Here is a 25,455-nt window from a genome sequence, read left to right on the forward strand (position 1 = left end):
CTGTTACTATAGCATATTTGTTTCATAATTATTAATCAATTTATATTATGAAAACAAGATTACTTTTAATCCTACTTTTAATTGGGAGTGCAACCTTTGCGCAAACTTATGTTAATATTAATGCTGTAGGAAATAATGATGGAACATCCTGGACAGATGCATATACATCACTACAGACTGCTTTGTCTAATTCCAGTATAGGAGAAGAAATTTGGATTGCATCTGGTACATATAAACCGCATGCAACCAATAGAACAGTATATTTTATAATAAATAAAAACGATTTAAAGATTTATGGTGGTTTTGCTGGAACAGAATTACAATTAACCGATAGAGTTTTTGGTACAAATGAAACTATTCTATCTGGAGACTTGCAAGATAATGATGTTAATACAGCAACGTTTACTTCGAATTATTCTAATAGCACTCGAAATACAGATAATAGCTACCATATTATTAATATTTTATCCTCTGGTAATAATTTGTTATTAGATGGTTTAACAATTAGTGATGCACATAATAATAGAAGTAGCTCAGAAAGAGGTGGTGCCATATTAAAGGAGAAAACCATATCAGATTTAACAATCAAAAATTGTATAATAAAAAATAATGTCGGTAGAAATGACAATGCGGGATTGCATGCAGAGTATGATATGAACAATGCTAACTCAGGTGCTAGAGGCACTTTAGTTATTGAAAACACAAAATTTATAAGTAACATGTCACGTTGGGGAAGTGGTATTTATTCTTTTGTAAGAGCTAATTCTAATGTAGACATAAGTATTGTAAATTGCTTGTTCGATAAAAATATTACAGCAGATTTAAATACAACCGACACAGGATTGTCAGGAAGTGCATCTTGGTTTAGAGCATTAGAAGCACACGCAGGTTTAAATTTAGATTTAGTTAATAATACTTATATTAATAATATAGATTTGGGTACAGGAAATAGTTTAAATAACCTAAACAGATCTACTGTTGGTATAAGTGAAGAAATAACCAGTACAGATATAACGTTCAATGCTAATGTGTCTAACTGTATTTTTTGGAATAATAAAACAACAGATAATAATATAACAAGAGCCATTTCAGATTTACACCTAGAACCAGCTAACCTTAACATTTACAATTCTTTAGATGAGTTAGGGTTTAATGATTTCAGTATTACTAGTAAAACAAATACAAGCTTTAAATACCCTTATTTTACAGATGCTGTAAATGAAGATTATACATTACTACCAGGTTCTCCTGCAATCGGAACTGGAGATAATACTAAAGTTCCTGTTGGTATAACTAAAGATTTAGCTAATAATGCTAGAATTCAACAAACTACTGTAGATATGGGTGCTTTTGAAAGTGCTTACACTTCTTCAATTATAGAAAATATTGCATTTGTAAATATAAATGCAACAGGAAACAATGATGGTTCTTCATGGACAGATGCTTATACTAATTTACAAGATGCTATTTTAAGTACTGAATCTGGATCAGAAATTTGGATAGCTGAAGGAACGTACAATCCAGATGCTTCAGATAGAACGGTTTATTATGAAATTAATAAAGCTAACATAATTATTTATGGTGGTTTTGCTGGTACTGAAGCACAAATTTCAGAAAGAGTTGTAGGTGCTAACGAAACTATTTTGTCTGGTGATTTACAAAATAACGATGTAAATACTGCAGATTTTGTAAGCAATTATGCAAACGCTACTCGTAATACAGATAATAGTTACCATTTAATAAATATTGGTCAATCTGGAATCAATTTAGAATTAAATGGTTTAACAATAAGTGATGTACATAATAATTTAAGTAGTACAGAAAAAGGTGGTGCTATACTTAAAAATGTAAATGTGCCAAAATTAACCATTAGGAATTGCATCATTAAAAATAATGTAAGTAGAAATGATAATGCAGGTTTATTTGCTGAGTTTAGATTATTTAATACTAATAATGGACCTAATGGTGCGTTAATAATCGAAAATAGTGTATTTGCCAATAATATGTCACGTTTCGGAAGTGCTATTTATTCTTATTTATGGTTTAACACTACAGTAGACGTTGTGGTAGCAAATAGTTTGTTTGAAAATAATATTGCAGCAGATCTCTCTTCTTCATTAAAAGGTAGAAGTGGTAGTGCATCTTGGTTTAAAGTGATACAAAATAATTCTGAGCTTAATATTAATTTAGTAAACAATACCTATGCAAAAAATATAGATACAGGAACAGATCAAGGATTAACCACAACCTTAAAAGGAGTAGTAGTTATAACAAAATCTTCTGGAGTGGTAAGCGATATTTTTTCGGAAGCTTCAAATTGTGTTTTTTGGGACAATGAAACAACTGGAGGTACAACTTCTCGTGCGTTTTCTTATCAAAATGAAGTGCAACCAAACTCTTTAAATATATATAATTCCATTGATGCTTTAGATTTTAATTATGGAATGGTTTCAAGTAAAACAAATACTAGCACAACAAACCCATTATTTACAGATGCCGCTAATAACGATTTTACACTACAAATGGGGTCTCCTGCTATAGACTCTGGAGATAATAGTAAAATACAAGCAGGAATAATGACAGATTTATTAGGTAAAGACAGAATATTTAACACTACTGTAGATATGGGAGCTTATGAATATGGCTCTACTTTAGATATAGAAGATGTTGAAACTAAAAATGATTTTGTAATCTACCCAAACCCAACATCTAATATGGTATATATTAAAATGACTCAAGACTTATTTAAAGCAGAAATATTTAATATACAAGGCCAAAAAGTGCTAGAGAGTAGCAACAAAAAAATAGAAGTTACTAACCTTGCTAACGGAATGTATTTATTGCAAATAGAAGATACAGCAGGAAACCAAAATACAAAAAGGTTTATAAAAAATTAAAGACGCTATTAATCCGTTTTTAAAAGTTGGGCTATTTCGGTAGCTCAGCTTTTTTTTAAGTTATTATCTAAATTATGAATTACTTAAAACAAAAAAAGTTAGAGTTGTTTTTAATAGCTCTTTATACTGCGATTGCAATTTTGATATATGGAATCTAATTTCTTTCTTAGAAGAAATGAATCAATACTAACAACCAACCAATAACTAAAAGCAAGCCACCAATTGGAGTAATTGGCCCTAAAAAACGAAGCTTTTTACCTTTAGCATCCGATAAAACCAATCCGTAAATACTAAAGGAAAACAATATAATTCCTAGAGTAAAACACCAATAAATAGCTGAGGTTATGGTGTTAAAATTAAAACCTAATACTAATAATACTATAGCATGATACATTTGATATTTTACGCCAACTTCAAAACTTTGTAATTGTTCTGTAGATAAAATTTTCTTTAAAGCATGTGCACCAAAAGCACCAAAAATTACAGATAACATTCCAAAAAGAGCAGCAGTAATAAGTATCATTTGTTGTGTCATTACAGTACGTTTTAAACGGTTGTTTTGGTTTTGTAAACCACAGGAATAATTTCGCCTTTGGCTAAACAGTATTTTTCAATTTCTTCTTTAGTAAGTCTTGCGGTATAATCTTCTTCATTAACCATAAAACCTATCTCTCTTAGCTTGTTAAAATAATCGTAGCCATATACACGAACATGATCGTATTGCCCAAAAATTTTAGCACGCTCTTTCTTGTCAGTAATCGAATTATCTTCAAAAGTAGTTTGTCTACTTAAATCTTGCGGAATTTGAAATATACCATATCCACCAGGTTTTAAAACACGAAATAATTCTTGCATGGCCTTGGTGTCGTCTGGAATATGTTCTAAAACATGATTACATAAAATAATGTCATAGCTATTATCTGCAAACGGAAGGTTGCATATATCTGCCTTTACATCTGCAATAGGAGATAGTAAATCTGTGGTAGTATATTCTAAGTTTTTAAGTTTTCTAAAACGATCTAAAAAACATTGTTCTGGAGCAAAATGAAGCACGCTTTTTTTAGCAGTAAAAAAATCGGTTTCGTTTTGTAGATATAACCAAAGTAATCGGTGTCTTTCTAAAGATAGAGTAGAAGGAGAAAGTACATTGTCTCGTTGCTTTTCATAACCATAAGATAGAAAGCTTTTAAAGCTTTTGCCGTCAATAGGATCTGTGTAAGTATTTCCTTTTAAAAAGTAGGCTAAAATAGGACGCGCAATATAACTTAGCCTAATTAACAAAGGCCTTGGAATAATGTTTAGTATGAGTTTGAATATTTTTTTCAAAAGTATTATGCTTCAACAGCTGTATTGCTAATTAAATTATAAATACCATCCCAAAGAGCAATGCGTTGTTGTAAGGCTTTTTTTGCAACTTCTAAAACGTCTTTCCATTTTTGGTTGTCATCACCACATAACTCTTCAATCATTTTTAAAGATAATGGTCCATGCTCATCGCCATCTAATTCTATATGACGATTCAAGTAATACGTTAATTTACTATAAGAATTATCGCTGGTTTTAGATTTGTCAATAATTTGAAAAAACATATCAGGTATCACATCTTCACGTCCAAAAGTAAAGGCAGAAGCTATTTTATGAGGAGCGTTAGTGGCAATTACATCAAATGTAAATTGTACAAATTGTAGTGTTTCTGTATTTAAATTAGCCTTAATAGCAGCTTCATCTATAGAAAGGCCATCTTGTATACAACCAATAAATAACGTTATTTGGTTAGTGTTTGCATCAATTTGGTGCATGGCATCTAAATACATTTCGTAATGACTTTTAGGTATTCCTAATTCATTGACATCGCTTTCTTCGCCTAATACAATTTCATTAATAAAACGAGAAGTAGCAGGATTTGCAACAGGTACCCAAGGCACAGAAGTTGTGGTTAAATGATTTTGAAGCGCTTTTAATAAAGACATAAAATCCCAAACAGCAAATACATGTTGCTCCATAAAAGACTTTATATCTTCAACCGAAGATAAAGCACGATATAATTGATGTGAGTTAAGTGCTTCTCTTAATGCGGTTAACTCATTTTCTATATATGTAATATTATTCATTATAAAGTATTAAAGTACAAGAGGTTGTTGTCTAAACTCTAGTTCTTCATCACTGGTAATACCTAAGGCATCATAGATATAGGCAAAGGTAGAAAGTAGTTCTGGTTTACCATCTACTATGGCTACATCATGCTCAAAATGGGCAGATGGTTTTTTGTCTAGAGTAGTAATAGTCCAACCATCTCTATGTTGTTTTATGCGTTGTGTACCAAGGTTAATCATTGGTTCAATAGCTACAACCATACCTTCAATAAATTTCTTTCCGCGTCCGCGTTTACCATAATTTGGCATTTCTGGATCTTCATGCATTTTTCGTCCTAAACCATGACCTACTAACTCTCTTACCACACCATAACCATGGTCTTCACAATATTTTTGAATTGCAAAACCAACATCACCAACACGGTTGTTTACTTTAAACTCACGAATACCAACATATAAAGACTCTTTAGTAACTTGTAGTAATTTTTTGGTTTCAGGAGCGATTTCACCAACAGCAAAAGTGTAGGCATGATCTCCATAAAAACCGTCTTTAATGGCACCACAATCTATAGAAATGATATCTCCTTCTACTAAAGGGGTATTATTAGGTATACCATGAACTACTTGTTCATTAGGACTCATACAAAGGGTGTTTGGAAAATCATACAAACCTAAAAAGCCAGGTATTGCTCCTTGATCTCTAATACAAGTTTCTGCAAGTTTATCTAGTTCTAAAGTAGTAACTCCTGGTTTTACAGCTTTAGCTATTTCTCCTAAAGTTTTAGATACTACTAATGCAGCTTCACGCATTAATTCTATTTCTTCTCTTGTTTTTACTATAATCATAAGGCATAAAAAATATTGTGCAAAGATACTAAAAATTACAAGGCATGCTTTTTTATTGAAAGAGGATATTTTGCAGTTGGATACTTTTTTTTAAAGCAACCTGTATATAAGAATAAATAGAAATGTTTTTATAAGTGAAATGCTTAAACAGTATCTGTTTATTAACTGCTTATGACAGTGTTGTTATAAGTCTATTTATGGTGCTGAAAAAGAAATTAAGATTAACTATTCTTTTTAAAAAAGGAAAAGAAGCCTTTCTTTTTTTTGGGTGTTTTTTGGTTGTATTTTGGGTTAGATAGATATTGGTATACTTCTCCCCAACCTAAAAAACCTCCAATATTTCTGTCGTCAATAAATAAATCTGCATGAATTTTTCTGCTTTTAGATGCATCAAATACTTCTTCAGGAAAACTTTTATTTACTGCATAAAACTCTATGCCTTTACTTTTACAAAAAGCAACAGCTTCGTCTAGTTGTTGCCCACTTCTGTAGGTCCATAAAATTAAACGATGCCCATCTGCTTGTAATTGTTTAAGAGTGTCTATGGCAAATAATTTTGGCTTTCCAATTTTAGGGTAGGCATCATCTACAATAGTTCCATCAAAATCAATGGCAAGAATAAGTTTGTCGTTAAAATTCATTATTGTATTAAATAGTTTGTAAAAATAGAAACTTTAGGGTTGTATTTGTGTTACGGTTTTCTTTGTTTTAATAAAGAACACCTCTCTGTTTTTACCAGCAGAGAGGTGTTCTTATTTTTAAACTAAAGATTTTTGTGTCATAGCTTCTGGTTGTTCTACACCAATTAGTTTTAAAACAGTAGGAGCAATGTCTCCTAAAATTCCATCATGAATGTGCTTAATGTCTTTGTCTATTAAAATAATAGGAACAGGGTTAGTAGTATGCGCAGTATTTGGTGATCCGTCAGGATTTATCATGGTTTCACAATTACCATGATCTGCAATTAGTATGGTTGTATAGTTGTTTTTTAATGCTGTAGTTACTACTTTTTCAACACAAGTATCTACAGCTTCGCATGCTTTTATAGCTGCTTTCATCACTCCTGTGTGGCCAACCATATCTCCATTAGCAAAGTTTAAGCATACAAAATCTGCTTCGCCTTTTTCTAGTTCAGGAACTAAAGCATCGGTAAGCTCAAAGGCACTCATTTCTGGTTTTAAATCATAGGTAGCAACTTTAGGCGAGTTTTTTAATATTCTGCTTTCTCCTTTAAAAGGTTCTTCTCTTCCACCAGAAAAGAAAAAGGTAACATGCGGATATTTCTCTGTTTCTGCAATACGTATTTGCTTTTTGTTGTTTTTTTCTAATACTTCACCAAGTGTTTCTGTTAAATTGTCTTTATCATATATTACGTGTATTCCTTTAAAAGAATCATCATAATTAGTCATGGTTACATAATGCAAATTTAATTTATGCATGTTTTGCTCATGAAAATCTTTTTGAGATAAAGCTTCGGTTAATTGTCTGCCTCGATCTGTTCTAAAATTAAAAAACACAACTACATCATCTTCTTGAATTTTTGCAATAGGTTGGTTATTGGCATCTACAGCAATAATTGGTTTTATAAATTCATCGGTAATATCTTCATCATAATTTTCTCGAATAGATTTTAAGATATTACTAGAAAGTTTTCCTTTACCATTAACCATAGCGTCATAGGCAAGTTTAACACGTTCCCAACGTTTATCTCTATCCATGGCATAGTATCTTCCCGTTACAGAAGCTATTTTGGTGTTTTTATTTTCAAGATATTCTTCCAGCTCTGTAATAAAACCATAACCAGATTTTGGGTCTACATCACGACCATCTGTAAAGGCATGGATATAAGATTTTTTAATATCATATTTTTCAACCGCATCAACTAAACCTAGTAGGTGTTTAATGTGAGAATGTACACCTCCATCACTAACTAAACCTAAAAAATGTACTGCTTTATTGTTTTCTTTAGCATAGTTAAAAGCATCAACAAGTGCTTTTTCTTGAGCTAAGGTTTTGTTTTTTACAGCTAAATTTATTTTTACTAAATCTTGATATACAATGCGTCCTGCACCAAGATTCATATGTCCAACTTCAGAATTTCCCATTTGCCCTTCCGGTAAACCAACATGTAAACCATCTGTACGTAAAGAAGCATTAGGGTATTTGGTATATAGAGAATCTATAAAATGGGTGTCTGCATTATCTATTGCAGAAACTTTTGGGTCTGGAGATTTTCCCCAGCCATCTAAAATCATTAAAATAACTTTCTTATGCATGTGATGTAATTTTGTGAACCAAATATAAAAAAAAGAATGCCGACGTTTCAGGAACTTAGGTATAGATTCTGTTTTTTTATGCTATTGTATTATATATGGATGCTTTTTTATATAATTTGTAAGTTTTGAAACGCTTAGTGATTTACAAAAGGTCAGGATTAATATCTAATATGTTTTCGTTTAGGTAGGTTTTTAAAAATGCCTGGGTTAAATATTCATTTCCTAGCAGTTGTTCTTTTTCTAGCATTTCTTGAATGTTTATCTTCTTGTATGTTTTTAAGAAGTTTTGCGAAAGTGGCTTGTAGCTATAATGCCAAGGTTCATATTTAAATCCTTTTCTACCTGCATCTTTGGTATATACTAAATAGAAACCAAAAGAATTAGCGTGTTTATCCATCCATTTTTTTAAATGTATGTAAGCACCATTATTGTGAAAATTTTCTTCGCGAAGCACATATTTAGGAGAACGCACATTAGCATCAATAATATCTATATCTGTTGCCCAATGGTGTCTTGAGGTTCCTGGTATGGTTGAATAATTAATTATTTTTTTAATGCTTTGCACTTGGGTTAAACCTTGGTTTTTATAGCGTTTGTATTTGCGCTCCCAAATACTTTTTTGATGGTTAAAACTTCTGTAGCTTGAAACGATTTGAATGCTAATTCCTTCTTTTAAAGCTTCGTTTTTCATTTTTATAAAGGCAAAATGTGCAGCTTCTCTTAATGCATAACCATCACCAAAAAGTTTTGGGTTTCCTTTACCAATAAGTTCTTGTATAGCGATTGTGTTTTTAGCAAAAGTAATATTAGGTATGGTTGCTAAGGTTAATGTAGATAAAGCTGTTGTCTTTATGAATTTTCTTCTTTTCAATATAATTTTATAAGTACGATTGATGCATCAAAATTAACTAAATTTACAATAAAATTATTGTTATGTCTTTATCGTTTAAAATTATTGAAAAAGAAAATTTAGCAGATGTAATTCCGTTAGTTTATAAATTAAACGAAGAAAAAATTTCTAAAACTATTTTAATGCAGCGTTTTAAAGAAATGCAAGTGCAAAATTATCAATGTGCAGGTGTTTATGATGCCGATTTGCTTGTTGGTGTTGCCGGAATGTGGTTTTTTACGAGACATTATTCGGGAAAAAGTATGGAATTAGACCATGTTTATATAAATGAAGCTTATAGAAACCAAGGGCTAGGAAAAAAGTTTATGTCTTGGATTAATGACTATGCTTTGTCTAAAAATGTAGAAACCATAGAGTTAAATACCTATGTTCAAAATTTTGCATCACATAAATTTTATTTTAATGAAGGGTTTAAAATTTTAGGCTATCATTTTTTAAAAAAGTTTTAAATTTTTCTTTTTTAAATTAAAGTATTTTATATATTTGCCATCCGAATGCGAGAGTAGCTCAGTTGGTAGAGCGTCAGCCTTCCAAGCTGAATGTCGCCAGTTCGAACCTGGTCTCTCGCTCAAAAGCCTTATCTTAACAGATGAGGCTTTTTTGTTTTAGTATTCTTTTATAAAAAACTTTCTTATTTATAGCTTTTAAGGTTTATTTTAAATCGTCAAGTGTTGTTTCTGGATTAACTTCAAAAGGTTCTTGGTTGTGTTTAAAAATTCTTGCGGTATGTTTTCCTTTTAATACAATGGTACTTCCTTTTACTAATAACCAGCTTCCTTCACGTAAACCAATTACAGGTTGTGAGTTATAGGCATGAAATTCTTTAATTCTAGTTTCTCTGGTCTCTCCTTTGTGTGTAGAGTTTGGGTCTGGATCTAGATAATGCGGATTGATGTTAAAAGGTACTAAACCAATAGTTTTAAAACTTGGTGGTTGTACAATTGGCATGTCATTAGTGGTATTCATAGTTAAACCACAAATATTACTTCCTGCGCTTGTGCCTAAATAAGGTGTGCCATTTTCTACTACCTCTTTCATGGCAGTAAACAACTTATTTTTGTAAAGCTGATTAACTAAAACAAACGTATTACCTCCTCCAACAAAAATAGCTTCTGCTTTTTCAATAGCTTCTACAGGATTTTTAACAGTGTGAATTCCTATTACCTTCTTGTCTATTTTATAAAAAGCTTCTCTTGCTTTTAGTGTGTACTCGTCATGCGATATGCCACTTGGCCTTGCATAAGGAATAAATAGTATAGTAGATGCTTTTTCAAAAAAAAGAGCTAGATCTTTTAAAAGATATTCTAAATATTCGCTTCCGTATATGGTAGAAGTACTCGCTATAATAATGTTTTTCATGGTAGTTTTTCTAGGCCTAGAAATCTTTTTAATTCAATTAATTTGTTGTAAATTTAAGTAATAAAGAGTTTTAACAAAAGTTTAATTGGCTCTTGTATGCTCTTTAAGATTTGAATTCTTTTCTTTAACTTAATAAAACCCTATAATATGAAGCATATACTACTAATATTTACTTTTTTATTTTCTATTTCTTATACCGCATTGGGTCAAGCCATAGATAGAATTGAAATTAACGGAAAGGTTATTGTTGAAATTAATGAGGTAGAAGGTTTGGTGGTTTACAATAAAACGGCAAACATGCGTACTTTAACAGATAGCAGTGGTGCATTTAAAATAAATGTTGCTGTAAATGATGAAATAGAAATATCTGCTTTACAGTTTAAAACATTTATGGTAACTATTACTCCAGATATTATCTCCTCTAGACAACTTACAGCTTTTTTGGTAGAACGTATTAATAACCTAGATGAGGTGGTTATTTTACCTTTCGGTCTTTCTGGTAACTTGGCTACAGATTTAAATAAGCTAAAAACGTTTAACTTAGACCTGAATGCTATGTATTCTGATGTTGAAAATATAGAAGAATTTCAATATACAGAACCACAATACGCTGCAGTTGAAAATATGATACTTATAAAAGATAGGTTTTACAATGGTGTAGATTTTGTAAAAATTACTAATTGGTTAATAAAACCAAGATTTAAATCTAAAAATAAAGCTGAAGTACAAGAGCAAAAGTTTTCTAATTTTAATACTTTAATGACTGCTTATACACAAGACTTTATAAGTACAAATTTTGAAATACCTAAAGAAAAAGTAGAAGCCTTTATTGTTTATGCCGAAAAAAATAATACAGATGCAAGCCTTTTAGATACTGGAAAAGATATAGAATTAATAGAATATTTAGTAACCCAAAGTCAATTGTTTTTAAATGAAGACAGCAACAAAAATTAAACTTCTTTTTCTTTTATTTATTGGTTTACAAACCACTTTAGCACAAACCGTAGAGATTCATGGTAAAATAGTTTCAGATGCTTTAGATTTAGAAAATATTAATGTCTTTAATACTACTTCTAAAAAAGGAACCATTACAAATGTAAATGGCGAATTTGTTATTCAAGCCAAACTAAAAGATGTTATAAAAATTTCTGCACTTTTCTTTAAAGAAGTAACCGTAATTATTAATGACGAAATAATTAAAAGTAAAGCACTTACTATTTTAGTAAAAGAAGAGGTTAATACACTGGATGAGGTTGTTGTACTTACACATAATTTAACAGGAGAATTAGTTGTAGATGTTGAAAATGCAGATTATTTTAAGCCAATACCTATAGATTTTGGTACTATAGATAACTTAGAGTTTGATGATATTAGAATGAATAAACCAGATAATGTTTTTCTTAAAAAAGGACAGCTTTATAACGGTTTTGATCCAATTGAAATGCTAAAGCTTTTTGGGGTGAATTTTAAAAAGAAAAAGAAAAAAAATCAAATAGTTTTAGAACGCGACTTTACTCCAATTAAAGATATTACAGAGGTGTACTCTCGCGCATTTATTCATGACAATTTTAAAATTCCTTTAGCATCAATAGAATCTTTTTATGCTTTTTTACAAACAACATCATATGATTATACCTTGCTTCAAAAAGAAAACGAGGTAGAATTATTAGAGTTTTTACTTGCGCAAAGCAAACAGTTTTTAAAAAATAATTAAAAACCTTTTACTTGCTTTTTTAACTCATTAAAAGAAGGTGTTTATATAATGTTTTTTTTGAAAACCATAAAAGCACTACTTTTACATACAATTATTTACAAATGAAAAATTTAAAAATAGCCATTTTACTTTTGGTTATACCAGCATTCGCATTTACAGTAGCACACAAATATTATGTTAGTGTTACAAAAATTGCATATGTTAAAGAAAAAGAATCTGTTCAAATCATTTCTAGAATTTTTATAGATGATTTTGAAAACCTGCTTCGTAAACGTTATGATGAAAAAATCACGCTAGCTATTCAGCAAGAACTACCTACCGTAAACATGTACACAGAACGTTACCTTAAAGAAAAATTTCAAATAGCAATTAATGGAAAACCTGCAAAACTTAATTTTATAGGAAAAGAATATGAAGATGATGTGATGTTATGTTATTTAGAAATAGAAGATGTTAAAGCAATTAATAGTATAGAAATTAGCAATAAAGTATTGCTGGATTTGTTTCCAGAACAAGAGAATATAATTAGATGCAAAATAAACGGTAAAAACAAAAGCTTTCTTTTAAGAGAAGGAAACCTTAGCCGCTTGTTAAACTTTAATTAAAAAATGTTAAATACCTTTAAAATTTTACTAATTTAGGCAAGATTTTCTAACAAATTTTTATTCAATGATTAAATTAAAATATCTATTCCTTTCGGCTGTTTTCCTTTCAGCTGGTGCTTTTGCTCAAGAACAAGAAAGTACAGAAAGACAACAAGGCCACACCAACAACAATAAATTTAAACAACTCTATGATGAGTTTTCTACACCAAACATGTATAGAACTGCATCTGGAGCACCAGGATCTGCGTATTACCAACAACAAGCAGATTATAAAATGGATCTAGTATTAGATGATACTAATGCAAAACTTTCAGGTTTTGAAACCATTACATACACTAACAATTCACCAGATGTGCTAAAATATCTTTGGGTACAGTTAGATCAAAATATGAGAGCTAAAGACTCTAAAACACCTTTAATACAAAATGATGCTTCACAACCAGCAGACACTCCAGGTAGTTTTGCAAATAGCTATTTAACAGAACCTTTTGATGGTGGTTTTAATATTCAAGAAGTAAAAGACACTAATGGTCGTGATTTACAACACATGATAAATCGTACCATGATGCGTGTAGAACTACCAAAACCATTAGCAACAGGAGAAAAATTCTCTTTTTCTATAAAATGGTGGTACAATATTAATGACCACGTAAACGGAAGAGGAAGATCTGGTTATGAATATTTTCCTGAAGACGATAACAGAGCTTATGTAATAGCACAGTTTTACCCAAGAATGGCTGTGTATAATGATGTAGAAGGTTGGCAAAACTCACAATTCTGGGGAAGAGACGAGTTTGCACTTCCTTTCGGAAACTTTGAAGTAAACATTACTGTTCCTGCAGACCATATATTAGATGGTACTGGGAAACTTACAAACAGAAAAGAAGTTTATACTAAAGAAATGTTGAAACGTTATGAACAAGCTAAAAAATCTTATGATGAGCCTGTTGTAATTGTAACGCAAGACGAAGCAATAGCTAAATTAAAAACAAAATCTACCCAAACTAAAACGTGGAAATTATACGCAGAAAACGTACGTGATTTTGGTTTTGCAACTTCAAGAAGATATATCTGGGACATGATGAGTGTTAAGATTGGAGATAAAGATGTTATGGCTGTTTCTATGTACGGAAAAGAAGGAAACCCACTTTGGGAAGATTGGTCTACAAAAGCGGTAGCAAGTACCTTAAAATCTTATTCACGTATGACTTTTGATTACCCATACCACAAAGCAATTTCTGTTCATGCCAAACAACAAGGTATGGAATACCCAATGATTTGCTGGAACTATGGTCGTCCAGATGCAGAAGGTAATTATAGCGATAGAACTAAATTTGGAATGATGTCTGTAATTATTCATGAAGTTGGACATAACTTCTTTCCTATGATTGTAAATAGTGATGAAAGACAATGGACATGGATGGACGAAGGTTTAAATACCTTTGTACAATATGTAGCAGAACAAGATTTTGGAAAATGGTATCCAGACGCATTATCAGAAGGGCAAACAGCATACCCTTCACGTCGTGGTCCTGCAGCAAAAATTGTAAATTATATGGGAGGAAATCAAGATTTTATTGCTCCAATCATGACCAAAGGATTAAATACCTACCAATTTGGAAACAATGCTTATGGTAAACCAGGAACTGCACTTAATATATTAAGAGAAACAGTAATGGGACCAGAATTATTTGATTATGCTTTTAAAGAATACGCAAACCGTTGGATGTTTAAACACCCAACACCAGAAGATTTCTTTAGAACCATGGAAGATGCCTCTGCATTTGATTTAGATTGGTACTGGAGAGGATGGTTCTATACCACAGATTATGTTGATATAGGTGTTAAAGAAGTGAAAAAGTACTACGTTTCTAATGAGCCAAATGCAGAAGTTAAAAAAATTGCTGAGCAAAGAGGTATGAAATTAAGTGATTTACCACCTTTAGTGTTTTTTGTAGAAGAAGGAAGCGAAGATTTTAATGAAAACCTAAAAGGAAAATCTGCTTTAGAAAATTCTGCAACATTAAATGAATATATTATGGATAATTTTACTCCTGAAGAAAGAGCTAAAATTAAAGAACCAAAATATTTTTACAACATAACATTTGAAAAACCAGGAGGACTTGTAATGCCTATTATTGTTGAATATACCTATGCCGATGGTACTTCAGATACAATTACATATCCTGCACAAATATGGCGATTAAATGATAAGGAAGTTAGTAAAGTTCTAGCTTCAGAAAAAGAACTAGTATCTATTCAAGTAGATCCTAATTTAGAGACAGCAGATGTAGATACATCAAATAATGCTTGGCCTAAAGAAGTAAAAGAAAGCCAGTTTGACAACTTTAAAAAAGAAGTTAAAAACTAGTTTTTAAAAAAATATTTTAAAAAAGCCGACTATTAATAGTCGGCTTTTTTAATTTGTATTAAACAACTCACTATATTTGCATTGTGATACTAAAAACAACATTTTTATTTATAAGTAGCCCAGAAATTGTATTGATACTATTTGTGGTGGTTATGGTATTTGGCGCAGACAAAATACCAGAAATAGCCAAAGGTTTAGGTAAAGGTATGCGTACGCTTAAAAATGCAACCAATGATATTAAGCATGAAATAACCAAAAGTGCAGAAAGTCATGGCATAGATAGCAGTATAACTAAAGATGTAGATGAAGAACTTAAAAAAGTAAAAGACGATTTAGAAGACTTTACTGGTTCTGTACGCCGAAAGTTATAGGTTAAAAGCCTAACCAAAAAAATAGGTATAATATCTCTCTCATACCTAAAAAGGCACAGAAATCAATGTTTCAAAAACTTTGTGGCAAGTAGTAATAGGCCTAAACACTTATTAATTAAGTTAATACTATAAAAAATAGTATCAAATACTCCTGTTTTTTATAATTAAAAATAATTTCAATACTCATAGCTGTAATATACAAGTAAGCCCTTTACTTGTGGTGTTTTTTTGTTTTTATTTTAACAGTTTTTATATTTTTTATATGTAAAAACATGTATTTAAATAGTTGGTTTTAAACTATTTGTGGCGTTAATATTTTGTTCTTACTTTCATTTTGCTATATTTGAACAACCCAAATTATCAAAAATTGAAAAATTACCTACATATATTTTTCTACTTTTTAGTTATATCTAATTTATTCAGTCAGAATGAAAGAGATATTATTAGCAAAATTGACAGTTTAAATACTATTGGAATAGAATTGTTTGATACAAATAAAATCATGCAATCCATGAGTTATTTAAATGAAGCTATAAAATTATCAGACTCTATAGGTGATAATTATGGTAAAGCTATGGCTAATATTACTGTTGGTAGTATTAGTAGAAAGATGAATGAAAATTCAGATGCAGAGAAATCTTTTTTAAAAGCATTAGAAGCAGCAAAACAAATTAATGAAAACTACTTAATAGCAAGTGTTTATCTAAATATAGGTGAAGTGTATTCAAAAGGCTATCATAAAAGAGATGAGGCCATGAAATATTTTCAAAAAGCGTTACAATTTGCAGAAAATATAGATGTAATAACAAATACTTCTGAAAAAGAAAAAACACATATACTTTCAAGTGCTCTTTTAAATATAAGTTCTATTTATTTAGATTATAACAAACCAGATGAGGCTTTTACATTAATGTTAAGAGCTAAAACCTTGCAAGAAGCTGTAGTGATTTCTCCATTGGTAGAAAGCCAAATGATATTTATGTTTGGTAAATATTATTCGCAAAAAAAGGCATATTATAACTCTATTATAAACTTTGATAAAGCTTTATTGATTTTAAATAAGTTAAACCAAAATAGTAGTCAAAGAAATTTATTGATTTCTAATATATACAAAGAATATGCTACTTCTTTAGCAAGCTTAAATAAAAATGATAAAGCATATGCTGCCTTATTAAAACACAATGAGTATAGAGAAAAAGTAATTAATGAAGAGAAAATAAAGCAATCTAATCATGCTAAAGTAATTTTTGATATAGAAGATTACAAACGCAATGCTACAGAAGCTAACAAAGAAAAAGACGTACTAGTTAAAGTAACAGAAAAAACACAAAAAGCAAATACTATTTTTTTGGTTGCATTAGTGTTTTTAGTAATTAGCTTAGTAGCGTTATTTATAAATTATCTGTCCAAGAGAGAGTTAAGTTCTATCTTACAAGTAAGAAATCAACAATTAGAAAAAGCTAAAAATGAAGCAGAAAAGGTGTCTAAGTTAAAATCTGGTTTTATCTCTAACGTAAGCCATGAGTTAAGGACTCCTTTGTATGGTGTGGTTGGTTTAACTTCTTTATTACTAGAAAATAATGACTTAAATATTCAAGATCAAAAATATTTAAAGTCCTTAAAATATTCTGGAGACTATCTTTTAAATTTAATTAATGACGTATTACAAATAGGTAAAATTGAATCTAAAAAAATTGAGTTACAAGATCATTCTTTAAACTTAAAGCAAATGGTTATTAATATAACCGATTCTTTTGAATATCAATTAGAAGAAACAGCAAACAGATTGCACTTAGAATACGACAATAAAATACCAGAATACATTTTTGCAGATAATATTCGCTTAAGCCAAATACTTATTAATCTATTAGGTAACAGCTTGAAGTTTACAAATAAAGGTAATGTATGGCTTAAATTAATTTTATTAAAACAAAATAAAGACTTAGCCAGTATACGCTTTGAGATTATTGATGATGGACCAGGAATACCACAAGAAAAACAGAAAATAATTTTCGATAATTTTTCGCAATTAGATAGAAATCATAACGAAAACTATCAAGGTACAGGATTAGGACTCTCTATAGCAAAAAACTTAGTAGGTTTATTTAAAAGTAAAATAGAGTTAAAAAGTGATGAAGGTTTAGGTTCTAAATTTTCCTTTAATATCACCTTTAAAGTAGATAAAGACGCTAAAGCTAAAGTAGCTAAAAAGTCTTACAAACAAAGGTTAGTAGAAAATCAAGGAAAAAGAATCTTAATAGTAGAGGATAATAAAATTAATCAAATTGTAACCCAAAACATTCTTAAAAAAGAAAGCTTTATTAGTGATGTGGTTGATAACGGACATTTAGCATTAGTTGCTATTGAAGAAAATGAATATGATTTAATACTTATGGATTTAAATATGCCTGTTATGGATGGTTTTCAGGCAACTAAAGAAATAAGAAAATCGAATAAAACAATACCAATAATTGCTTTAACAGCATCAAATATAGAAGAGGTAAAAGAAAATGTATTTGCTTCTGGTTTTAATGATATTATTATGAAACCTTATGACGATTATGAATTTTTTCAAAGCATTATAAAAAACATTAGTCAGTCAATTCCTGAAAAAGCTTTAGCTTAAGTGTTATTTCTTTCTACTAATAGTTAATCCATCTCTAATAGGTAATAATACCGTTTCTATTCTATCATCATTTTTTAAAAGCGTATTAAACTCTAAAACAGCTTTGGTTGAGGTATCTTTATCATTTAAGGGCTCTATCACTTTTCCGTGCCATAATACGTTATCAGAAAGTATAATGCCGCCAGGTTTTAGCTTATTTATAATTAAATGAAAATAATTGACATAATTAGGCTTGTCTGCATCAATAAATACTAGATCAAAAGTTTTATCTAATTTTGGTAGTATATCTATAGCACTTCCTAGGTGTTGATGAATTTGTGTTCCATAACCAGATTTGTCAAAATACTTACGCTGAAAATCTTCTAACTCTTCATTTATGTCAATAGTATGAATTTCACCTGCTGCCTGTAAACCTTCTGCTAAACACAATGTAGCATAGCCTGTAAAAGTTCCTAATTCTAAAATAGATTTTGGTCTTATTAATTTAGAAATCATACTCAATACACGACCTTGGTAAGGTCCAGAAAGCATAATAGGTTGTAGTATTTTTTGGTAGGTTTCACGTGTAAGTTGTTGTAACAATTCAGGTTCTTCTTGGCTGTGTGCAACCACGTATTCGTCTAATTTTTCAGGTAAAAAGTACATTGCTTTATTTGGTCGAGCGCAGTCGAGCCATTTTTTAATATAATCTAAATAATAAACCTCTCGACTGCGCTCGAGGAGACCTTGTTTTTATCCTAAAATACGTTTTACTAATTTGTCTTTAGCAGCTTGGTCATCTCCACATAACCATTGTATTACATTGTCTTCCCAAATAGCATCACGTTCTGCTTCTGTAATAATTTTTCTATCTATTGCTAAATCTAAAATTTTTCCAGGATAAGAGCTTTGTTTTTCGCTTTCCATTTCACCTAAAGGATAAGGGTCATCTAATCCCATTAAAACCTGTTTAGAGCCTTGGTTTTTTAATAACAAATCAAGACCTCCAGTATCATGTACTAGTGTGTCAAAAAAGATATTTTTATGTCCTACCGCTTTTCTTGGGTGGCTTTTGCCTTCAAATAAATCGGGTCTACCATCAAAACCTTGAATACGTCGTCCTAAGTTTATTTGTGCTAATTGCCCGCCATGCGCAAAACAAGTTCGCATATTTGGATATTTATCTTGGTAACCATTTAAGGTTAAAAAGTGATATGCATCTGCACATTGTGCAAGCATCCATATTAGGTGAAAACGCCAAGAAGTATTTTCTAGTTTTATAAATTTTTCACCATCATAAGGGTGTATTTCTACTGCTAGATTATATTTATTAGCCAATTCAAAAATCGGCTCATTTTCTTCATCAAAAATACAACGCCAAGTACCAATAGTATCCATATAATGGGTTGGCAGGCAAAGTAGTTGTAAGCCTAATTCTTCAACACAACGTTCAATTTCCCAGCAAGCACCACGTACAAAACCAGGATGCACAACAAAACCACAAGTAAATTTACTTGGGTTTTCATGCTGTACTTTGGCATTAAAATCATTCTGAAATTTAAGCGCTTGCTTCATTTCTTCTACACGCAATCCATTACCATACAATTGCGATAAGTTTAAAACTACAGCATGATCAATTTTAAAACGTTCCATCCAGGCTAGTTTTTCATCTAAAAAGAAACTAGAGTCTGTAATAGGTCTGTTCCAATCCTTTTGAAGCATAAATTTTCGGTCCTTATCTACCCAAAAAATCTCTTTGTCTTTCATAAACTGAGGGATTTCTTCGGGATATGGCAATAGATGTGAGTGACCGTTAATTCTAAGTTTACGTTTTTCCATACATTTTGTTGTTGCTAGTCTTTAGACCTGGCAATCTTTGTCTTAAATTATTTATTCTATTCATTTTGCCTGGAAGCAAAACAAATCAAAAAATCTAATTGAAATGAGTAAATTTTTGCAGCATATTACTTCTCCTAATTATTTGGTAAGCAGTTTTATTGCTACATATATTATTTCAGCATTTCAATGTTCAATTTTACAAATTGATTTTGGGCTTTCAATTAAGCTAATGTTATTTTTAGTAATAAGGTATACCTTTTTACTCTTCTAGCTTAACTTTTTTAGGAGGTTGCATCACTTCACCACAATTAGGGCAAGTGCGTTTTTCTTTGTCACCATAATAGGCGTCAAAAATCTTAGGCATATCTGTTTCTATATTATCTAGCGTAAAATCTTCTTCATACAATTTGGTGGTACAATTTTCGCAGAACCAAAGTAATGCATCTTGAACACCTTTTTCTCTAGGATATTCAATTACTAAACCAACCGTATTGGCACCTCTTTGCGGAGAATGCGGCACCTTAGGAGGTAATAAAAATATTTCACCTTCCTTAATATGAATATCTTTTGGTGTGCCTTTATCAATTACTTTTAAAATAATATCACCTTCTACTTGATAGAAAAACTCTGGTGTTTCGTTGTAATGATAATCTTTTCTGCTATTTGGTCCACCAACAACCATAACAATAAAATCGCCATCCTTCCATACCACTTTATTACCAACAGGTGGTTTTAAAAGATGTCTATTTTCTTCAATCCAATCTTTAAAATTTATAGGCGGAAATAATGTACTCATGGTTTTATATTTTGGGCGTTACGCTACTTCGCAAAAAGCTTTGTAGCGTCAGGCTTTCAAGGCTCGCTCTCTGCGAGGAGCTCAAACAAACCTTTCAATCCTTAACGCAGATTCATCAATGCAATAAAATTAGCAATAAAAAACGAATTTATTGCTTAAAAAAGTCCTTCGCTTAGCTAAGTATTTAAGAAGCAGTTATAAAGATTTTGTTCTTCCGCCATCTACCGGAAGATTAATTCCGTTAATATAACTAGCTCTTTCGCTTGCTAAAAACGTAATAGCATCTGCTAATTCTTCTGGTTTTGCAAAACGCTTTGCAGGTACAGTACTTTTCATAGCATTGGCAGACGCTTCTTCTGTTTTTCCTGTTTTAGCCGATTTGTTTTTAATAATTTCAGCCAAACGATCGGTTCCTGTAGCTCCTGGTAATACATTGTTTACTGTAATACCAAATTGACCAAGCTCATTGGCTAAGGTTTTACTCCAGTTAGCAACAGCACCACGAATGGTATTACTAACACCAAGACCATCTAAAGGTTGTTTTACAGATGTAGAGATAACGTTTATAATTCTACCAAAACCTTCACTTTTCATAAACGGAACAACCGCTTGTGCCAACACGTGGTTGCATTTTAAATGTTGTGTAAAAGCGCTTTCAAATTCTTCAATGTCTGCAGAAAATACAGGTCCTCCTTTTGGTCCACCAGTATTATTTACTAGTACATGAAAACCATGCTTGTCTTTAATATAAGTGGCTACTTTTTCTTGTAACGCTTTAGGGTTTGAAAAATCGGCAACGATATAGTCGTGATTTCTATGTTGTGGTAATTCTTTTAAAACGGCTTTTAGTTTCTCTTCATTTCTTGCAATAAGTGTTACTTGCACACCTTCTTCAGCTAATGCTAAAGCAGTTGCTTTTCCTATTCCTGCTGTGCTTCCGCAAACTAATGCGTATTTGTTGTTTAAGTTTAAATTCATATTATAAGTTTTATGTCTGGTTGATTGTAGTTGAGATCTTATTTTAATTAAGCTCTAGACTGCGTTCGAGGAGACATTTCGTTTTAATTTATAAGATTCCCACTTTTGTAGGAACTAGTATTTTATACAAACATTTTTAGCTTCTGTAAAAAAGCGTAAGGCTTCAAAACCACCTTCACGTCCTACTCCAGATGCTTTTACACCACCAAAAGGAGTGCGTAAATCACGCATCATCCAAGTATTTACCCAAACAATTCCAGCTTGTAATTGGTTGCTCATACGCATGGTACGCTTTAAGTTGTTGGTCCATAATGTTGCAGACAAGCCGTATTTTACTTTATTAGCCATTAGTAACACTTCATCTTCAGTTTTAAAAGGCATAATAGTCACCACAGGACCAAAAATTTCTTCTTGATTTACTCTGCAGTCATCACTTTGTACTTCAATAACCGTTGGCTCTAAATAGTAACCGTTTTCATAACCTTTAACCGTTACTTCATTTCCTCCGCAAAGAATTTTTCCGTTTTCGGTTTTTGCAATTTCTATATATTCTTTTACTTTTTCTAAATGTGGTTTAGATACTAATGCGCCAATATTGGTTGTTTCTTCTGATGGATGACCAACTTTTAATGCTTTAATTCTTTCAACAAAGTCTTTTTTAAATTTTTCATAAATAGAAGCTTCTACAAAAATTCGGCTTCCGCATAAACATATTTGACCTTGATTGGCAAAAGAAGAGCGTACTGTTGTATCTAGCATATCCTTATAATCACAATCTGCAAAAATGATGTTTGGGTTTTTTCCACCCAGCTCTAAAGACAGTTTTTTAAACATAGGAGCTGCTACTCTTGCTATATGAGCTCCTGTTGCTGTTCCTCCTGTAAAACTAATCGCTTTTATATCTTCATGCTCTATAATGGCTTGTCCTGTTGAGCTTCCTAAACCATGCACAATATTTAATACACCTTTAGGTAAACCTGCTTCTGTGCAAATTTTACCTAATAAATAAGCTGTCATTGGTGTTACTTCGCTTGGTTTAGCAACTACACAGTTTCCTGCGGCAATTGCTGGAGCAATTTTCCAGGTAAAAAGATAGAGTGGAAGGTTCCATGGTGAAATACAAGCTACAACACCTATTGGTTGCCGTAGTGTGTAGTTTATAGCTTCTGCAATACTTTCGTGACTTTCGCTTGCAAATTGTGTGATGGCGTTTCCAAAGAATCTAAAATTACTTGCAGCTCTTGGTATATCTACCGTTTTTGCCAGGCTTATAGGTTTTCCGTTGTCTTTACTTTCTGCTTCTGCAAAGTGCTGTAAATTAGCTTCTAGTAAGTCTGCTATTTTTATTAATATTCTGCTGCGTTCTTCTAGCGTTGTTTGTGACCAAACAGGAAAAGCAGATTTTGCAGCTATATATGCGTTTTCTACATCTTCTTTAGAGGAGTTAGGTATTTGGCCGTAAACTTCTCCATTACTAGGATTATAGTTGTCTATCCAATGGGCTTGCATTGGATTGTGGAAATTTCCGTTTATGTAGTTTTGAATGTTTTCCATTTTTGTCATTCCTGCGTAGGCAGGAATCTACTTTTTAATTATCATTTATTATGAATTCCTGTTTTTGCAGGAATAGCAGTTACAATTTTTTATAAGCCATAACCTTAATCTCTACCACCAAGTCAGGATGCGGCAATTGGTGAACAGCAACTGTTGTTCTTGTTGGTCCTGTTTCTTTGCTAAAAAATTCTGCGTATGCTTTGTTGTAATCTGCAAAGTCATTCATGTTTACTAAAAAGGAAGTAACATCAACAACATCTTTTAAGCTAGCACCAACTTTTTTAAGATTGGTATCTATGTTTTTTAATACCTCTTGTGTTTGTGTATAAGCGTTTAATTTTTTAGTTCCCATTTCGTCAATAATATCTACTCCAGCAATACTATTATCTGCTCTACGAGAACTGGTTCCTGAAACGAAAATAAAATCGCCTACTTGTTTTACGTGTGGATATGCTCCTCTTGGTGTTACCTTTGTTCCTTCCATATTTGTTATTCCTGCGAAAGCAGGAATCTCGTTTTTTTATTACTCATTTTTTCTTTTTTACTTATATTCATTTTGCCTTGATGCAAAACGAACCAAAAAATCACAATCAAGCCAAGGAATTTTCAGTTTTGCAAACTGAAACCGATTTGAAAACTCCGCGTCGTCCAGCCTAAAATGTCTGCACTCCTGTTTCGGAGCTTTTCTTCATCTATTCTTCGTCTTGATGTTTCAATTCTTACAAATTGATTTGGGGCTTTCATTTTTAATATAATCTTGTTTGTTCCAAGTTGTTTTCATTTTTGCTAACTGCTAACTGCTAACTGCTAACTGCTAACTATTTTAATCCAGCAATTTTATCATCTTCTAAAATAGCTTCGGTTTCTTGTTGTACTTTCTTTAATATACTATTTAAATCTTGAGTTGTTGTAATTTTTTTGTCAACTAATAGATTTAAAATGGCTTTGTCTTGCGCTCTTCCTTTTGTCATTGCTGTGTAATACGGAATATCTTCCTTAAAGGTAACCATAGAATATTTGGAAAAATAAGCATTTGGAAATTCTTTTTCTAAAGCCATTTCTATTGCTCGTTTTTCTTTGAAAATAGGATTGGCAACGTGGTCACGCATTTCGTAATAATTATCAATAGCCAAATCTGCAATAGCATCTGTATCTGCTTTTCTGGTTTTTTCGTAGATTTTAAAAATGGTTTCCCAATCGCCTTCGTGTTGTTCTAAAATAGCGTCAAAAACGGTAACATCTTCAAAAGAAGCATTCATTCCTTGTCCGTAAAAAGGAACAATGGCATGTGCAGCATCACCTAATAACACGTTTTTATTTTGATAATGCCAAGGCGAACATTTTACGGTTCCTAAAGCTCCTGTTGGGTTATTAAAAAACTCCTCAGCTATGTTTGGAATTAATGCTAAAGCATCCGGAAATTGCGTGGTAAAGAAGTCTTTTATACTTTCTTCTGTTGTTAGATTATTGAAATTGTATTTTCCTTCCTCGTAACTTAAGAATAGTGTTACTGTAAAGCTTCCGTCTAAATTTGGTAGTGCAATTAACATATAATCACCTCTTGGCCAAATGTGTAAATAATCTTTACTTATAAGGTGTTTTCCTTCTGCAGCAGCAGGAATTTCTAATTCTTTATAACCATGGGTTAGATAGTTTTGCGAATAGCTAAATAAAAACTTACGTTCTAAATAATAGCTTTTTCTTAAAGAAGAACCAGCACCATCTGTACCAAAAACAACATCTCCTTTGGCAGTAAATTCTTCTTTGGTTTTATAATCGTAAAAACTAGCGGTGTTATTTTCAATGTCTACTCCAGTACATTTTTTATTAAAATGAATGGTAAGATTCTCGTACAAATCTGCTTCGGTTAAAAGCAAACCGTTTAATTCACCTCTAGAAATAGAGTTAATGTATTCATTATCTCTTCCTGAATAGTTTGAAGGAAAGGTATTGCCTTCTGCATCATGTATTAAACGTCCATACATTGGTATGCAAAGCGGTTTTACCTTGTCTTCTACACCTGCAAGTCGCATGGCTTTTAAACCTCTGTCAGAAAGTGCAAGATTTATAGAACGTCCTGCAGAAATATCTGTAGTACGTAAATCTGGTCTGCTTTCATATACGTTTACTGTGTAACCACGTTGTGCTAAACGCAAGGCTAGGAGTGAACCACAAAGTCCTGCTCCTATGATTAATATGTTTTCTTTTTTGCTCATAATTGTCATTCCTGCGAAGGCAGGA

The 25,455-nt window shown here is 31.5% G+C and carries 23 protein-coding genes and 1 tRNA gene; 9 read left to right on the plus strand and 15 right to left on the minus strand.

Translation table 11 applies throughout. The annotated features are described in order from the left end of the window. The first annotated feature begins 47 nt into the window (after positions 1-47). Positions 48-2,897 (plus strand): T9SS type A sorting domain-containing protein, encoded by a 2,850-nt coding sequence (locus KO494_RS07015; RefSeq protein ID WP_215966882.1) that lies wholly within the window; start codon positions 48-50, stop codon positions 2,895-2,897. 166 nt (positions 2,898-3,063) lie between these two features. On the opposite strand, the gene KO494_RS07020 is transcribed toward KO494_RS07015, so the two are convergent. The 7 genes from KO494_RS07020 to KO494_RS07050 form a co-directional block, all read right to left on the minus strand. Then, positions 3,064-3,432: a DUF423 domain-containing protein gene (locus tag KO494_RS07020; RefSeq protein ID WP_215966883.1), complete on the minus strand. Its 369-nt coding sequence runs from the start codon at positions 3,430-3,432 to the stop codon at positions 3,064-3,066. Positions 3,433-3,443: 11 nt separating this feature from the next. Further along, entirely contained in the window at positions 3,444-4,223 is a 780-nt protein-coding gene (locus KO494_RS07025; RefSeq protein ID WP_215966884.1) for a class I SAM-dependent methyltransferase, read from the minus strand. Positions 4,224-4,228: 5 nt separating this feature from the next. After that, the gene (locus KO494_RS07030) at positions 4,229-5,008 is read right to left on the minus strand and encodes a DUF3050 domain-containing protein (protein WP_215966885.1); all 780 of its coding nucleotides are present in this window, start codon (positions 5,006-5,008) and stop codon (positions 4,229-4,231) included. A gap of 9 nt (positions 5,009-5,017) precedes the next feature. Further along, positions 5,018-5,836 carry a type I methionyl aminopeptidase gene (gene map / locus KO494_RS07035; RefSeq protein WP_215966886.1) on the minus strand — a complete coding sequence of 273 codons (819 nt, stop codon included), beginning with the start codon at positions 5,834-5,836 and terminating at the stop codon, positions 5,018-5,020. Between the two features lie 221 nt (positions 5,837-6,057). Next, entirely contained in the window at positions 6,058-6,477 is a 420-nt protein-coding gene (locus KO494_RS07040) for a BT0820 family HAD-type phosphatase (protein WP_215966887.1), read from the minus strand. A 117-nt stretch (positions 6,478-6,594) separates the two neighbouring features. Next, complete coding sequence (gpmI, locus tag KO494_RS07045; RefSeq protein ID WP_215966888.1) at positions 6,595-8,112, minus strand: 2,3-bisphosphoglycerate-independent phosphoglycerate mutase; 1,518 nt, start codon at positions 8,110-8,112, stop codon at positions 6,595-6,597. Positions 8,113-8,254: 142 nt separating this feature from the next. Continuing rightward, complete coding sequence (locus KO494_RS07050; protein ID WP_215966889.1) at positions 8,255-8,983, minus strand: M15 family metallopeptidase; 729 nt, start codon at positions 8,981-8,983, stop codon at positions 8,255-8,257. Positions 8,984-9,045: 62 nt separating this feature from the next. On the opposite strand from KO494_RS07050, the gene KO494_RS07055 reads away from it, so the two are divergent. Both KO494_RS07055 and KO494_RS07060 read left to right on the plus strand, forming a co-directional pair. Beyond that, positions 9,046-9,471: a GNAT family N-acetyltransferase gene (locus tag KO494_RS07055; protein ID WP_215966890.1), complete on the plus strand. Its 426-nt coding sequence runs from the start codon at positions 9,046-9,048 to the stop codon at positions 9,469-9,471. Positions 9,472-9,518: 47 nt separating this feature from the next. After that, a tRNA-Gly gene (locus KO494_RS07060) sits at positions 9,519-9,591 on the plus strand. Positions 9,592-9,673: 82 nt separating this feature from the next. Here KO494_RS07060 and pepE read toward each other — a convergent pair. Then, positions 9,674-10,381 (minus strand): dipeptidase PepE, encoded by a 708-nt coding sequence (gene pepE / locus KO494_RS07065; RefSeq protein WP_215966891.1) that lies wholly within the window; start codon positions 10,379-10,381, stop codon positions 9,674-9,676. 147 nt (positions 10,382-10,528) lie between these two features. On the opposite strand from pepE, the gene KO494_RS07070 reads away from it, so the two are divergent. The 6 genes from KO494_RS07070 (at position 10,529) to KO494_RS07095 (ending at position 18,068) form a co-directional block, all read left to right on the plus strand. Next, positions 10,529-11,335, plus strand: coding sequence for a carboxypeptidase-like regulatory domain-containing protein (locus KO494_RS07070; RefSeq protein WP_215966892.1), 807 nt, complete (start codon positions 10,529-10,531; stop codon positions 11,333-11,335). Then, the gene (locus tag KO494_RS07075) at positions 11,313-12,095 is read left to right on the plus strand and encodes a carboxypeptidase-like regulatory domain-containing protein (protein ID WP_215966893.1); all 783 of its coding nucleotides are present in this window, start codon (positions 11,313-11,315) and stop codon (positions 12,093-12,095) included. Before KO494_RS07070 ends, KO494_RS07075 begins: the two co-directional genes overlap by 23 nt. A 101-nt stretch (positions 12,096-12,196) precedes the next feature. Beyond that, the gene (locus tag KO494_RS07080) at positions 12,197-12,700 is read left to right on the plus strand and encodes a DUF6702 family protein (protein WP_215966894.1); all 504 of its coding nucleotides are present in this window, start codon (positions 12,197-12,199) and stop codon (positions 12,698-12,700) included. A gap of 64 nt (positions 12,701-12,764) precedes the next feature. Next, positions 12,765-15,071: a M1 family metallopeptidase gene (locus KO494_RS07085; protein WP_215966895.1), complete on the plus strand. Its 2,307-nt coding sequence runs from the start codon at positions 12,765-12,767 to the stop codon at positions 15,069-15,071. A gap of 83 nt (positions 15,072-15,154) precedes the next feature. Next, complete coding sequence (locus KO494_RS07090; protein WP_215966896.1) at positions 15,155-15,442, plus strand: twin-arginine translocase TatA/TatE family subunit; 288 nt, start codon at positions 15,155-15,157, stop codon at positions 15,440-15,442. A 367-nt stretch (positions 15,443-15,809) separates the two neighbouring features. After that, positions 15,810-18,068 carry a response regulator gene (locus KO494_RS07095; RefSeq protein ID WP_215966897.1) on the plus strand — a complete coding sequence of 753 codons (2,259 nt, stop codon included), beginning with the start codon at positions 15,810-15,812 and terminating at the stop codon, positions 18,066-18,068. Positions 18,069-18,071: 3 nt separating this feature from the next. Here KO494_RS07095 and KO494_RS07100 read toward each other — a convergent pair whose 3' ends face one another. From KO494_RS07100 to KO494_RS07130, 7 genes are all read right to left on the minus strand, one after another. Then, positions 18,072-18,713, minus strand: coding sequence for an O-methyltransferase (locus tag KO494_RS07100; RefSeq protein ID WP_215966898.1), 642 nt, complete (start codon positions 18,711-18,713; stop codon positions 18,072-18,074). An 87-nt stretch (positions 18,714-18,800) separates the two neighbouring features. Continuing rightward, positions 18,801-19,886 carry an amidohydrolase family protein gene (locus tag KO494_RS07105; RefSeq protein WP_215966899.1) on the minus strand — a complete coding sequence of 362 codons (1,086 nt, stop codon included), beginning with the start codon at positions 19,884-19,886 and terminating at the stop codon, positions 18,801-18,803. 259 nt (positions 19,887-20,145) lie between these two features. Next, a complete protein-coding gene (locus KO494_RS07110) occupies positions 20,146-20,682 on the minus strand; it encodes a 3-hydroxyanthranilate 3,4-dioxygenase (protein ID WP_215966900.1) in 537 nt (178 codons plus the stop codon). Positions 20,683-20,877: 195 nt separating this feature from the next. Beyond that, on the minus strand, positions 20,878-21,660 hold the full coding sequence (locus KO494_RS07115; protein ID WP_215966901.1) for an SDR family oxidoreductase: 783 nt from the start codon (positions 21,658-21,660) through the stop codon (positions 20,878-20,880). Between the two features lie 114 nt (positions 21,661-21,774). Further along, positions 21,775-23,214, minus strand: a complete 1,440-nt coding sequence (locus tag KO494_RS07120) for an aldehyde dehydrogenase (RefSeq protein ID WP_215966902.1) — start codon at positions 23,212-23,214, stop codon at positions 21,775-21,777. Positions 23,215-23,293: 79 nt separating this feature from the next. Next, entirely contained in the window at positions 23,294-23,698 is a 405-nt protein-coding gene (locus tag KO494_RS07125; protein ID WP_215966903.1) for a RidA family protein, read from the minus strand. Positions 23,699-24,032: 334 nt separating this feature from the next. After that, positions 24,033-25,430, minus strand: coding sequence for an NAD(P)/FAD-dependent oxidoreductase (locus KO494_RS07130; protein WP_215966904.1), 1,398 nt, complete (start codon positions 25,428-25,430; stop codon positions 24,033-24,035). Positions 25,431-25,455: the final 25 nt, after the last annotated feature.

This window comes from Lacinutrix sp. C3R15 (assembly GCF_018860825.1).
Lineage (GTDB): Bacteria > Bacteroidota > Bacteroidia > Flavobacteriales > Flavobacteriaceae > Oceanihabitans.

Bases quoted from the DNA above. Each gene is read 5' to 3' on its own strand.
- KO494_RS07015 (WP_215966882.1), top strand. From the start codon at position 48: ATGAAAACAAGATTACTTTTAATCCTACTTTTAATTGGGAGTGCAACC.
- KO494_RS07020 (WP_215966883.1), bottom strand. From the start codon at position 3,432: ATGACACAACAAATGATACTTATTACTGCTGCTCTTTTTGGAATGTTA.
- KO494_RS07030 (WP_215966885.1), bottom strand. From the start codon at position 5,008: ATGAATAATATTACATATATAGAAAATGAGTTAACCGCATTAAGAGAA.
- map (WP_215966886.1), bottom strand. From the start codon at position 5,836: ATGATTATAGTAAAAACAAGAGAAGAAATAGAATTAATGCGTGAAGCT.
- KO494_RS07040 (WP_215966887.1), bottom strand. From the start codon at position 6,477: ATGAATTTTAACGACAAACTTATTCTTGCCATTGATTTTGATGGAACT.
- gpmI (WP_215966888.1), bottom strand. From the start codon at position 8,112: ATGCATAAGAAAGTTATTTTAATGATTTTAGATGGCTGGGGAAAATCT.
- KO494_RS07055 (WP_215966890.1), top strand. From the start codon at position 9,046: ATGTCTTTATCGTTTAAAATTATTGAAAAAGAAAATTTAGCAGATGTA.
- pepE (WP_215966891.1), bottom strand. From the start codon at position 10,381: ATGAAAAACATTATTATAGCGAGTACTTCTACCATATACGGAAGCGAA.
- KO494_RS07070 (WP_215966892.1), top strand. From the start codon at position 10,529: ATGAAGCATATACTACTAATATTTACTTTTTTATTTTCTATTTCTTAT.
- KO494_RS07075 (WP_215966893.1), top strand. From the start codon at position 11,313: ATGAAGACAGCAACAAAAATTAAACTTCTTTTTCTTTTATTTATTGGT.
- KO494_RS07080 (WP_215966894.1), top strand. From the start codon at position 12,197: ATGAAAAATTTAAAAATAGCCATTTTACTTTTGGTTATACCAGCATTC.
- KO494_RS07085 (WP_215966895.1), top strand. From the start codon at position 12,765: ATGATTAAATTAAAATATCTATTCCTTTCGGCTGTTTTCCTTTCAGCT.
- KO494_RS07100 (WP_215966898.1), bottom strand. From the start codon at position 18,713: ATGTACTTTTTACCTGAAAAATTAGACGAATACGTGGTTGCACACAGC.
- KO494_RS07105 (WP_215966899.1), bottom strand. From the start codon at position 19,886: ATGGAAAAACGTAAACTTAGAATTAACGGTCACTCACATCTATTGCCA.
- KO494_RS07110 (WP_215966900.1), bottom strand. From the start codon at position 20,682: ATGAGTACATTATTTCCGCCTATAAATTTTAAAGATTGGATTGAAGAA.
- KO494_RS07115 (WP_215966901.1), bottom strand. From the start codon at position 21,660: ATGAATTTAAACTTAAACAACAAATACGCATTAGTTTGCGGAAGCACA.
- KO494_RS07120 (WP_215966902.1), bottom strand. From the start codon at position 23,214: ATGGAAAACATTCAAAACTACATAAACGGAAATTTCCACAATCCAATG.
- KO494_RS07125 (WP_215966903.1), bottom strand. From the start codon at position 23,698: ATGGAAGGAACAAAGGTAACACCAAGAGGAGCATATCCACACGTAAAA.
- KO494_RS07130 (WP_215966904.1), bottom strand. From the start codon at position 25,430: ATGAGCAAAAAAGAAAACATATTAATCATAGGAGCAGGACTTTGTGGT.